Source organism: Mariniflexile fucanivorans (assembly GCF_004341235.1).
In the GTDB taxonomy this organism is placed as follows: domain Bacteria; phylum Bacteroidota; class Bacteroidia; order Flavobacteriales; family Flavobacteriaceae; genus Mariniflexile; species Mariniflexile fucanivorans.
Genome location: NZ_SLUP01000002.1, coordinates 620,681 through 634,100, shown reverse-complemented (window position 1 = coordinate 634,100; position 13,420 = coordinate 620,681). Strand labels below are relative to the sequence as shown.

The 13,420-nt window shown below is 34.7% G+C and carries 8 protein-coding genes; 4 read left to right on the top strand and 4 right to left on the bottom strand.

The genetic code is table 11. The features are described 5' to 3' along the window. Positions 1-46: 46 nt before the first annotated feature. From EV196_RS06115 to EV196_RS06100, 4 genes are all read right to left on the bottom strand, one after another. A complete protein-coding gene (locus EV196_RS06115; protein ID WP_132216181.1) occupies positions 47-2,353 on the bottom strand; it encodes a glycoside hydrolase family 65 protein in 2,307 nt (768 codons plus the stop codon). A gap of 14 nt (positions 2,354-2,367) precedes the next feature. Next, positions 2,368-3,021: a beta-phosphoglucomutase gene (gene pgmB / locus EV196_RS06110; protein ID WP_132216178.1), complete on the bottom strand. Its 654-nt coding sequence runs from the start codon at positions 3,019-3,021 to the stop codon at positions 2,368-2,370. 3 nt (positions 3,022-3,024) lie between these two features. Continuing rightward, positions 3,025-4,383 carry an MFS transporter gene (locus tag EV196_RS06105; RefSeq protein ID WP_132216175.1) on the bottom strand — a complete coding sequence of 453 codons (1,359 nt, stop codon included), beginning with the start codon at positions 4,381-4,383 and terminating at the stop codon, positions 3,025-3,027. 131 nt (positions 4,384-4,514) lie between these two features. Further along, entirely contained in the window at positions 4,515-5,588 is a 1,074-nt protein-coding gene (locus EV196_RS06100) for a LacI family DNA-binding transcriptional regulator (protein WP_132216172.1), read from the bottom strand. A gap of 318 nt (positions 5,589-5,906) precedes the next feature. Between EV196_RS06100 and EV196_RS06095 the strand changes: the two genes are divergently transcribed. From EV196_RS06095 to EV196_RS06080, 4 genes are read left to right on the top strand one after another with little or no spacing between them, the layout of a single operon-like run. Further along, a complete protein-coding gene (locus tag EV196_RS06095; protein ID WP_132216169.1) occupies positions 5,907-9,011 on the top strand; it encodes a SusC/RagA family TonB-linked outer membrane protein in 3,105 nt (1,034 codons plus the stop codon). Positions 9,012-9,023: 12 nt separating this feature from the next. Continuing rightward, positions 9,024-10,571: a RagB/SusD family nutrient uptake outer membrane protein gene (locus EV196_RS06090; RefSeq protein WP_165876111.1), complete on the top strand. Its 1,548-nt coding sequence runs from the start codon at positions 9,024-9,026 to the stop codon at positions 10,569-10,571. Positions 10,572-10,587: 16 nt separating this feature from the next. After that, positions 10,588-11,721, top strand: a complete 1,134-nt coding sequence (locus EV196_RS06085) for a SusE domain-containing protein (protein WP_132216163.1) — start codon at positions 10,588-10,590, stop codon at positions 11,719-11,721. An 18-nt stretch (positions 11,722-11,739) separates the two neighbouring features. Next, a complete protein-coding gene (locus EV196_RS06080; protein WP_132216160.1) occupies positions 11,740-13,416 on the top strand; it encodes a SusE domain-containing protein in 1,677 nt (558 codons plus the stop codon). The last annotated feature ends 4 nt before the right edge of the window (positions 13,417-13,420 follow it).

Here is a 13,420-nt window from a genome sequence, read left to right as displayed (position 1 = left end):
TTTTTAGTTTTTATTGATTTAAAAATACGATTTATATGTTAAATTATTAAATGGCTATCAATCGTTTTTTTTGAAGCTGTATCGTTTTGTTATCAACATTAATTTCCAATTCGGTATCAGTTTCCAATTCAAAAGTGGTATATTTTTGAGTTACTGTAACCTTTAAAATATGGTTTCTAAAATTAATTTTAAATGAATAGGTTTTCCATTTTTTAGGTATTTGCGGATTGAATGTTAATTTATTATTTATAACACGCATACCACCAAAACCTTCAACAATGCTCATCCAAGTTCCTGCCATGGAAGTAATGTGCAACCCTTCATGAACTTCATGGTTGTAATCATCCAAATCTAAACGAGAGGTTCTTAAATAGAAGGTGTAAGCTTGTTCCATTCTGCCCAATTTTGCCGCTTGAATGCTGTGTACACAAGGCGATAACGAGCTTTCATGAACTGTAAAAGGTTCATAAAAATCGAAATGGCGTTCTAATTCTTCAGTTGTAAATTGGTCTTCAAAAAAGTACAGACCTTGTAAGGTGTCGGCTTGTTTTATATACGGTGAACGTAAAATTCTGTCCCAACTCCATTTTTGATTGATGGGGCGTTGTGAAGGCGCTAAATTGGCTACCGTTATTAATTCTTTATCTAAAAAACCATCTTGTTGTAAATATACTTGATGCTTTTCTGAATAGGGGAAATACATCCCATCTGCAACGGCTTTCCATTGCGTTATTTCAGCTTTAGATAATTTTGTTTTATTCATGATTCGGGTGTAATCTGATGGATACTCCGATTCAATTTTAGTTATATTTTCCAATGCATAATTAATACACCATTTTGCTAAATAATTAGTATAAAAATTATTGTTGATATTGTTTTCATACTCATTTGGTCCGGTAACCCCTAAAATTACATATTTGTTTTTATCGGTCGAAAACGTAGCACGTTGTTCCCAAAAACGAGCAATTCCTATCAAAACTTCCAAACCTTTTTCTGGAATATAACTGTAATCGCCAGTAAAACGGAAGTAATTGTAAATCGCAAATGCTATGGCACCATTTCTATGGATTTCCTCAAAGGTAATTTCCCATTCATTATGGCTTTCCTCCCCGTTCATGGTGACCATGGGGTACAAAGCAGCACCATTTTTAAAACCTAATTTTTCAGCATTTTCAATAGCTTTTTCTAAATGATTGTAACGGTATTCTAAAAGACTTTTAGCAACGTGTTGGTCTTTAGTTGCCATGTAAAAAGGGATGCAATAGGCTTCGGTATCCCAATAAGTGCTTCCTCCATATTTTTCACCTGTAAAACCTTTTGGACCAATATTTAAACGCGAATCTTTTCCTAGATAGGTTTGATTCAACTGAAAAATATTAAAACGAATCCCTTGTTGTGCTTTTACGTCCCCTTCAATAGTGATGTCTGCCATGTCCCAAATGTTTGCCCAAGCTTGTTTTTGGGTTTGCAATAAGTCATGAAAGCCTAAATCGGTAGCTTTTTTTAAAGCTTTTTTTGCAGCTGAAACTAATTCGGTTTTATCGTGGTATCTATCCACAGTATAACCACCAAATTTGTGAATGCTTAATATGTCTCCTTTTTTTACTTCTTGTGAATAGGTAAAAGATACAAAATTTTCAGTTTTTTCTGAAACGGGTTGTATAGATAAAGCTTTATCATTTAAAAATAGTTGAGACTCCATGAACGTACACGTATGAAACTCCGTTTTCATGGTTTTAGCTTGAATGAAAGCCTGACGGTTTTCGAGATTCACATCCAAGGTATTCCAAAATTTATCATCCCAATTAGTGTCTTTATTGGTTATGGCACTACTTAAGTAGGGTTGAAAAATGATGGTAGCATCATTGTTTACGGGTTTTACACTGTATTGAATGGCGCCAACTTCATCGAGTTCTAAACTTAGAAAGCGTATTGCTTCAACTTCAATCTCAATATTATTCTGAAGTGTTGCTGAAAAACTTCTAGACAACCATCCTTCTTTCATATTAAGTTCCCTTCTGAAATTTCCCACTTTTTTACAGGTAAACAAATCGAGAGCTTCGCCATTTACCGTTACGTTAATACCTATCCAACTAGGTGCGTTTAGTACTTTGGCAAAATACTCCGGATAACCGTTTTTCCACCAACCTACACGGGTTTTGTCTGGGTAGTAAACCCCAGCAATATAACTACCCTGAAACGTTTTTCCAGAATAGTGCTCTTCAAAATTGGCACGTTGCCCCATGGCACCATTACCGATACTAAAAAGACTTTCGGAAGATTCAACGCGCGACGCATCAAAACCTTCTTCTATAACTGACCAATTATTTGGTATGATATAATCTTGATTCATTTTATAATCTTTTTTTAAATACTGAATTTGCTAAAGAAATCTTCAGGTATTTCTGTTAAGTTATTGAAGTTGAAATCGGCAGCTTTAAGCGTTTCTTTATCGCCAATACCAACGGAAGTCATTCCAGCGATATTAGCAGCTTCCACACCAGCAATGGCATCTTCAAAAACAATACATTTTTCTGGCGATAGGTTTAGTTTTTTTGCACCTATTAAAAACACTTCGGGGTCTGGTTTTGCTTTTGAAACATCATTACCATCAACAATGCCATAAAAACGATGGTATAAGTTTACTTGCTTTAAAATTAATTCGGCATTTTTACTAGCAGATCCTAGCACATAATGAATACCTAAAGCATCTAGAGTGTTTAATAGTTTTTCAGCTCCTGGTAAAATTTCATTGGCATTCATTTTTGTGATGTAGCCCAAATAATCTTCATTTTTACTGATAAGCATTTTTTGTTTTTCGGTTTCCGATACGGTAACCTTACCAATACCTAGCAAAATTTCTAAAGATCGAACTCTACTTACACCTTTCAGCAATTCGTTATTGGCTTCGGTAAATTCAAAACCCAAAGCATCGGCAAGTTTTTTCCATGCCAGATAATGATATTTTGCTGTGTCTACAATAACACCGTCTAAATCGAATATTACTCCTATTGTATTCATTAATTATGATTTTATTACGTCGTCAACATCTTTTACTTTTGATACTAACATGGCAGCTATTAAAAAACTAACGCCACTTGTTAGTAATGCGAAAATGGCCTGGTTACCATAAGCGTATTTAACTAATGGGCCACCTATTAGCGCATTAATTATTTGTGGGATTACTATAAAAAAATTGAAAATTCCCATATAAACTCCCATTTTTTTAGGTGAAATAGAACCTGCTAAAATAGCATAAGGCATGGCTAGAATGCTAGCCCAAGCGATACCAACGCCTACCATTGAAACTATCAACCAGTTTTTGTCTGGCATAATATAAATGGAGAGTAAGCCTAAACCACCAATAACCAAAGATGTAGCATGGGTACGTTTTCTGCCTAATTTTTTAGCGATATAAGGCAATGCAAACGCATAAAATGCAGATACCAAATTGTAGACGCCAAATAGAATGCCTATCCAATCACCTGCATCTTGATACATCATGCTACTGCTATCTGTATAAGGCAATCCATAAATATGTTGCGCTATGGCAGGAGTTGCAAAAACCCACATACCAAAAAGACCAAACCAAGAAAAGAATTGCACCCAACTTAATTGGCGCATGGTAGATGGCATTTTTTTAAAGTCTTCAAAAATATCTAATAAACTTGATTTTTCTGTTTCATCAATATTAGAAATATCTGTATGAGCATGGTCATTTTCAAAACTAGCTAATTCGGCTGGCGAGTATTCTTTAGTTCCAACAATGGTTACCAAAATCGAAATGATTAAAATTACCGCACCAATAATAAAAGATAGAATTAAGTTGGTTGGTACTATGCCTGCGGAAGTTTCGTTTGATACTCCAAACCAATTGTGTAAAGCATAAGGTAACCATGAGCCAATAACGGCACCAAAACCTATTAAAGCTGTTTGTACGCTAAAGCCTAGTGTCCGTTGGTCTGTACGAAGATTATCACCCACCAAAGCACGAAAGGGTTCCATGGCAATGTTAAAAGAGGCATCCATAATCATGAGCATGCCAGCACCTACCCAAAGTGCGGGTAAAAAGGCAATAAAAATATCTGCCTGTGGCATTAAAACCAAACCAATAGAAGCTAAAATAGCACCAATTAAAAAATAAGGCTTTCTTCTTCCAAAACGACCCCAAGTTTTATCACTATAATAGCCTATAATAGGTTGAACAATTAAACCCATTAAGGGCGCAATTATCCAAAACCATGATAGTTCATGAACATCGGCTCCAAAGATTTGAAGAATTCTACTTGCGTTGGCATTTTGTAGGGCGAAACCCATTTGTATTCCCAAGAATCCGAAACTCATGTTCCAAATTTCCCAGAAACTTAACTTACGCTTTTCCATTAAATAGTATGTTAAAATTAATACTATTTGATAAGCGGTAAACTTATCAAAACTTATTCGTGAGAAGTGAAAATATAAGTTTTGATTTCAGCAAAGATATAAAAGTTTTTAATTCAACCTAAATAAAAATTTTATTTAGTAGAGTCCCTTTCAATAAGTTCGGTTTCAATTATAACTGTTTTGAAGTTTTCATTGCGCTCTGTTTCCTCAATATAATCAATGCTTTCGCTTTCTTCAAGTTCTAATCTATCAATTAATAAATCGGCCGCTTTTTCACCTATTTTTTGTCCGTGTTGGCTAACGGTTGTTAAGCTAGGCGTGGCATGTTTTGATAAAACACCGTCTGTAAAACCAATCACTTGAATATCGTCTGGAATTTTAAACCCAAGTTTACGAGCTACTTTCATGGCAGTTACAGCGTATAATTCGTTAACGGCAAAAACACCGTCTATTTTTTTGTTGCTTTTAAAGAATTTTTCAATTTCATTTTCCAAGACATCTAAATGGCCTTCAACGTCTAGACTATCATCAATTTTCAAAATTAAGTTTGCATCAGCATTTATTTTACCATCCTCCAAAGCTTCTAAATATCCTTGAGTTCTAAGTCTTCCAACACTTACATAATCCATAGTGGTAATGAGCCCTATGTTTTTGCAACCCGTTGATAGTAATTTGTTTACGGCTTTTAATGAGCCTTTAAAATCATCAACAATAACTTTGTCACAATCTACTTCATTCACCACTCTATCAAATAAAACAATGGGCATGCCTTGGTTGATAGTGGCATTAAAATGGTGATAATCTTGTTTCAGTAATGTTTCTTTTGAAATAGATAAAATAAACCCATCAATACTACCACCAGCGAGCATTTCCATGTTTATGATTTCTTTGGTGAACGATTCGTTTGAAAGCCCTACAATAACGTTGTATCCACGTTTGTTGGCAACCAATTCAATACCTCTAATAACGGTAGAAAAAAAATGGTGCACAATTTCTGGAATAATAATTCCAATGGTTTTTGTTTTCCTGTTTTTTAAGCTTAAGGCTATGTTATTAGGTCTGTAGTTATAGAGTTTTGCAAATGCTTGAATTTTTTGAGTGGTATCTTCACTAATTTCTTTGCTACCACTTAAGGCTTTAGAAACTGTTGAAATTGAGACATCCAATTCTTTTGCAATTTGTTTTAAGGTTATTTTTCGTTTCATTATAAAAAGTAGTCGTTGGTGAAGAGTGCATAAATATAAAAATCTTTATTTATAAAAAGGTTATAATTCAAAGCAATAAGGAAAAATTCTAGACATCAATTTTTGTATTCTTTAAAATCTCAAACGTTTTCGTAATTCCGTTAATTTTATGTATTTAATAAAATATGGTCGTTTTTATGAAAAGTTGTCAACACGAAAACGTTTTCGTTGTTTATTTCGTAATATCAGATTATTTCTTTACACAAAATTTGCATAATTTTAACATCGAGAAGTGAAAATATAACGAAACTAATTTACAGATTAATTTAACAAAATTATATGAAAACAACTATTAATAGTGTACTGTTTCTCCTGTTTTTTGCCCCTGCTTTTATGTTTGGGCAAAACACCATAACAGGAACAGTAACAGAACAAGCAACTTCAATTCCGCTGCCAGGAGTTAATGTTGTTATTAAAGGCACCACCACAGGAACAGCGACCGATTTTGACGGACAATATCAAATACAGGTTAAAAAAGGAGATGTATTATCATTTTCTTATTTAGGTTACTTACCTATGGAGATTACCTATAATGGGCAAAGTACTTTAAACGTACAGTTAAAAGAAGATGCAGCTCAGTTAGATGAGATTGTTGTAATTGGATACGGAACAGTGAAAAAAGAAGACTTAACAGGTTCTGTTAATGTAATATCTTCAAAAGATTTTAATCGAGGTGCCGTAGTTTCTCCCGATCAATTACTTCAAGGTAAAGCAGGAGGTGTAAGAATAACTACTGCAGGAGGTCAACCCGATGCAGCTCCTAATATTAGAATTAGAGGAGGTTCTTCACTTTCAGGAAATAATGCACCTTTAATCGTAATTGATGGTGTGCCCTTAGATAATGGAGGTATTGCTGGGGTAGGCAACCCATTAAGCCTTATAAACCCTAACGATATTGAGAGCTTTAGTGTTCTTAAAGATGCCTCTGCAACAGCTATTTATGGTTCTAGGGCATCAAATGGTGTATTGATAATTACTACCAAAAAAGGAACATCTGGTGAAGCTAAATTTAATTTTTCAGCTAGAACTTCATTAAGCAATGTTAGTAGCAACCAGCAAGTTCAGGTAATGAATGGCGATGAGTTTGTAAGATTTGCCCAAACGTACTTTCCAAATAATTTGGATGCTTTGGGTGTGCCGGTGGGTAGTGTACAAACATCACAAGCAGTTTCGCAAATAATAAGTACGCCAAATGGAGATAGAGCCATATATAATACAGATTGGCAAGATGTTATTTATAGAACGGCTGTTACAAAAGATTATAATTTTGGAGCTAGTGCCAATTTATTGAAAAAAATTCCTTTTAGAGGTTCTATAGGTTATAACAATACAGAAGGCGTGGTTAAAACAAATGATTACGAAAGAATTACTGCTTCTTTAAGATTATCACCAAAATTGTTTGATGATCATTTAAAAATAGATATTAATGCTAAAGGAACTATCGTAGATAAAAATTCTATAGATGAAGGAGCTGCCTTAGGAGGTGCTATTTCAATGGATCCAACAAAACCTATTTACGATGCTAATTCTATTTTTGGAGGCTTTTATCAACAGTTACAGGCATCTGATAATCCAAATGATCCCAATGCAAAAATTGGTGCGGGTAACCCTTTAGGTGTGTTACTTCAAAGAACTCGCCCTGAAAAGGTAAACCGTATATTAGGTAATGTAGAATTGGACTACAAGTTCCATTTTTTACCAGAATTACGTGCCGTAGTAAATTTAGGTCTTGAAGCTTCAAGAGCAGAAATTGAAGAAGCTTATTCTGAAAATGCGATTAACGCTTATACCCGTGTGCCTGATACAAGTGTTCCAAATGGCACTTATATTTTCAATGATGGAAAAAGTTTTGGTGAAAGACAACATGTTACCAATACCACCATGGATACTTATTTGGTTTACCGCAAAGAATTGGAGAACCATTTTATCAATAATTTTGATGTTCAAGGAGGTTATTCTTATCAGAATTTTAAGAATGATGGTAATAAAGACGAATATATAACCGATCCGGTAAGTGGGATAAGAATACCAAATATAGACCCTCTTAATGTTAATAATAGATATTTTAACGAACTTAACTTGCAGTCGTTTTTTGGACGTGCCAATATTAATTTAGCTAATAAATACTTATTAACAGCTTCATTTAGAGCAGATGCTTCTTCATTTTTTACAGAAGAAAATCGTTGGGGCTACTTTCCATCGGCCGCTTTAGCTTGGAAACTTAAAGAAGAGAGCTTTTTAAAAGAAGTTAACTTTGTAAACGACTTTAAAATAAGAATAGGTTGGGGGGAAACTGGACAACAAGATATTTCTGGTCAGGTAGGTTTTTATCCTTCAATTCCTTTATTTGAAATAGGTTCACCACAAAGTCAATACATTAGTGGTGTAAATTTATACAATGCAAAAGAATTTAATCCAGATTTAACTTGGGAAAAAACAACCACCTATAATGCGGGTGTTGATTTCGACTTCTTTAAAAACAATTTTGTTTCAGGATCTTTTGATATTTTTAAAAGAGAAACCACAGATTTACTAGTGCTTACTAATGTTCCACCAGGTCAGGCGTTGAGCGATCAAGTAATTCAAAATGTAGGTGCGACAGATAGTAAAGGTTTTGAGTTAAACCTAAACTTAAATCCTGTTAAAAATGATAATTTCAACTTATCACTAAACGGAAATTTATCATATAACTATACAGAAGTTACCGATTTGAAAGGCGCTGAACAAATTAATGCAAAAGATGGTGGATTAGCTTTTGGAACAGGAAATATTTTATTGAGACATGCTTTAGGGCAACAAGCCGGATCTGCATGGGTACTTAAACAAGTGTATGATGCTAGCGGAAACCCTGTTCTAGGATCGTTCGTAGATTTGAATGACGATGGCAGAATTACCGAAGCTGATAGATATTATGAACCCATTCAACCTAATTGGACTTTCGGATTTGGTTTCAACATGAATTATAAAAACTGGGATTTTAGTGCTAGTTTCAGAGGACAGTTCGATGGTAAAATTTATAACTCAAGAAGATTGACCCACGGTGCTATAGAAAATGCATTGTCGCTTGATGGTAACTCATTTAATAACACTCTAAATTTCTATACAGGCGAAGCAAACCTAGTGTTTACAGATATTGTAGATCCAGTTCAATATTCAGATTACTTTTTAGAAAACGCATCTTTCTTACGTTGCGAGAATATTGTAATTGGGCATACATTAAACAACGTTATAAAAAAAGCATCATTAAAAATATATGGGGCGGTTAACAATCCATTCTTAATTACAAATTACTCAGGACAGGATCCTGAAAATTTCTCAGGAATTGACAACAACTTTTATCCGAGAGCAACGATATATAACTTAGGTGTAAACATTGATTTTTAAACTATGGAAATTATGAAAAATAAAATTTTAAAATTACTATTTGGTTTGATAGTAATCTTTACTGCTAATGTTAGTTGTACAGCAGATCTAGATACAAAGCCAATAACAGAACTATCGCTAGATGAGCTTTTGGCACAAGACCCACAGGCAGTTGAAGGTATTTTGTCAAGACTATATGGTTCATTTGCGCTTTCAGGTGCCGATGGATCAGGTAGTTCAGATATTAGTGACGACGCAGGTGAATCTCCATTCCTTAGAGGAATTATAAACCTACAGGATTTTTCGGCTGATGCTATGAAGAATCGTTGGGGAGATAATGGGTTAGACCAATTAACGACTACTAGCGACTGGACGCCAGATAATAAATTCTTTAGATATCTATACAACAGAATATTCTTTACTATTCCACAATGTAATAACTTACTTTCTATATTGCCTAACGTGGAGGTTGAGAATAAAGATGTTATTATTTCGGAAGTTAGATTTATCAGGGCTTTGGCTAACTACTATTTAATTGATGTATTTGGAAAAGGCGTTTTGGCAACCGAAGAAAATTTTGGACAAACCGATCCCTTACCAGAAGCTTCACGTCAAGAATTATTCGACTTTGTTGAATCTGAATTATTAGCTATTGAACCATTATTACCAAATACAAATACTTATGGACGGGCAACTAAAGGTGCTGCTCAAATGCTTTTGGCAAAATTATATTTAAATGCTGAAGTGTATACCGGCACCGCAAAATATGCTGAAGCTGCAACTTACGCTAATAAAGTAATTACTGAAGGGCCTTATAGTTTAGATACAAATTTTGTTGGCCTATTTTCAGCGGATAATAATACATCAACTGAAATCATTTTTCCTTTAATAGCCGATGCACAAGTAAGTCAAAGTTTTGGAAATACTACCTATATAATTAATGGTAGTTTAAATTCGGATACGATGCCACTATCTCAATTTGGGGCAACTGAAGGTTGGGGTGGTCATAGATCTTCTAAAGCTTGGTACGGTCTTTATGGAAATTTAAGTACCTCTCCAGATGTTAGGGCCAGTTTGTTTTGGATTAGTGGGCACAATTATGAAATGAATGATTATAGAGAATGGACAGATGGTTATCCATCAATTAAATTTAGAAATACAAATTTAACAGGAACCTCTTTGCCTTCTAGTTTTGCGAGTACAGATTTTCCTTTGTTCAGACTTGCAGACGCTTACTTAATGTATGCAGAATGCGCCATTAGAAATGCTGCCGGAACAGATATGGGTATAGCAGAAGATTATGTGAATGACGTTAGAGAACGGTCTAATGCTACCAGCATAAGTCAATCTGATTTAACATTAAATTTTATATTGGATGAACGTGCGCGCGAGCTTAACCTAGAAGGGCACAGACGAACCGATTTGATTCGTTTTGGCAAGTTTACTGGCGGGTCTTATTTATGGCCATGGAAAGGTGGTGTTAAAGATGGAACATCTATTCCATCATATTATAACTTATTTCCTATTCCATCATCTGCTTTACAGGCTAACCCGAATTTAAATCAAAACCCAGGGTATTAATAAAAAATAGATAAAAATGAAAAATTTAAAAAACATATTTATATCAATGCTATCAGCATTTGTATTAATGCTGGGTAGTTCTTGTACGGATGATAATGAGAAATTTATAGTTTCTGATACAGATCCTATTGTTCTGTCCGATTTACCAATTACAGATATCGAACTTGATGCTGTAAACATAAATAACCCAGCAGTTACCTTCAATTGGACGGAAGCAGATTATGGACAACAAGTCCCTGTTTCATATCAGGTTGAGGTCGCTTCCGATGAATTATTTACGAATTCTACAGTTTTAACAACCGTGAGTAGTGGCAACATGGTAACAATTTCTGTAACAGAAATGAATTCCGCTTCAGGAAAAGTAGGTTTACCTCCTTTTGCATGGAATAAATTATATGTAAGAGTGACCTCATCGGTAGGTACAGAAAATGGTTTAGCAGTGCCTTCAAACAGCATAAGTTTTAATGTTTATCCTTATTTTAATTATATTTTTAATGATTATTATTTGGTAGGAAATGGTACAGCACCTGGTTGGAATAACAATAGTAACAACCCAGCATTGTTTAGAGATGGAGATAATGCTAACCTTTACCACTACACCGGGTATTTTGCTAACGCTACTGCCGATTTTAATGAAGGAAGGTTCAAAATTATTGAATCTAGAGGTTCATGGCAACCACAATGGGGTGTTAAAGAAAATGAAGGGGATGATATTATAAAAGCTACCGGCGATATGGCGGGAAACCCTGCGACACAAACCGGTGATCCTGGACGCTTTGGTGTAGCAACAAGTGGTTATTATGCCTTTACCTTTAATTTCTCTACAAAAAAATACACGATGGCTGCTTTTGATGCATCTGGAGCAAGCAATTTTACGGGTATAGAAATTCAAGGATCCTCAATTGCAGCTACAGTAGCTATGACCAAATCTACTTTTGATGGTCATATCTGGTATTTAAATAGCGTACGTTTAAAATCAGGTAATTTACAATTCAAAACCAATACAGGATCTGTTTGGGCTGGAAGTACTGAGTTTTCTGGACAAGCCACTTTAGATGGTGGAAATATTCCTGTTGTAGTTGAAGACGATTACGAAGTTTGGTTTAACGATCTTGATGGCAGGTATATTTTGATTCCATTGAATTTATAATCATTAAAAAAGATAGATATGAATTTATATATAAAAAAAATAAGTTTCCTATTTCTTTCACTTGCATTTATTTTTACTGCTTGTGAAACCGAGGACAATTTAATAATAACATCTGCAGATCCTGCATTTGTTTTACAGGAACCAGGTATTAGCACTGTGTTTTTAAACTTCGCTTTGCCGAATAATCCTGCTTTTACTATTTCGTGGAATGATGATGTAACTGGAAGTACATCTTACACAGTTGAAATGGCTACAGATACCGATTTTACAACACCTATTGTTTTAGGTACAACGGAAGCTAAGAACTTCACCATGTCGGTTGCCGATTTTAATCAATCGTTAAATACTACAGATATAAAATCGTACACTAGTACTGCTGTTTATATGCGGGTTGTTGCGGGTAGTGTTCCTTCAAACTTTATTTTGTTTCAAGTATCAAAATTCCCCATAACAGCACCAATTATAACAAGTCCAGATAATTCCTTTACAGCTATTTTGCAGGATGCAACTGCTGGTGAAACTGCGTTAACATTAACTTGGAATGATCCTGAAATTGGTGATAACAGTAATATTACCATAGATTATGAAGTAGAAATGGCTCTTGCTGGAACAGATTTTGCATCTGCCATAGCGATAGGTACAACCACGGAAACTACATTTTCAATTAGCCACGAGGCACTTAACGATTTGGTTATTGCTAGTGGTGGCGCAGCAGATGTTGCTTCAAGCTTTGACTTTAGGGTTAAGGCTATTGTAAACTCGGCAGCAGGTGAATTAACTAGAACTTCAGATAAAATAACCATTTCACTTACCGCTTATAAAGTTGCAATACCAGACAATTTATACATGGTTGGTCAACACAATGGTTGGAACAATGGCGACCCTACGCAACAATTTTATAACAATGGAAGCGGTATATTTTCAAGAGTTCAGGCATTTAGCGTTAATGATGAATTTAAAATGATTCCGGTTTCTGGTTCTTGGGATAATGATTACGGTGAAGATCCTGCAAACCCAGGTAAAATTCTTCAAGATGGAGAACAAAACATTAAAATAACCGAAGCTGGTAATTATGTGGTAATTGTAAACTTTAATACATTAAGTTTTAAAATAGCTAAAATTGATAACCTATATATGGTAGGGGCTCACAATGGATGGAATAACGCAGATGCAACTCAAAAATTTAACACCACAGGAAATGGCGTATTTACAAAATTACAAGCTTTTGATGCAGATGCAGAGTTTAAACTCCTGCCAGTATCAGGCTCTTGGGATGGAGATTGGGGAGAAAGTAAAACTACAGCTAACAGTTTAGTACAAGATGATGAGCAAAATATTAAAGTTGCAACAGCAGGGACCTATATGGTAACTATCGATTTTAATACCTTAACATATTCATTATTAGAAGTGCCTCAAAACTTATATTTAGTAGGCTCACCTAATGGATGGAATAATGCTACCGCACCTGCTTTTACTAAAGTGTCTGAAGGGTTATTTACTTTAAGTCAAGCATTAGTAGCGACTGATGAATTCAAATTCCTTCCTGTACAAGGCTCTTGGGATAATGATTGGGGAGCAAGTAAAAAGTATAATGGCATGATTGTAAGAGATGATGAAAACAATGTAGCATCTCCTGGAACTGGCACCTATACGATAACGGTAGATTTCAATAAAGGAACCTATACGGTAAATTAAGTTA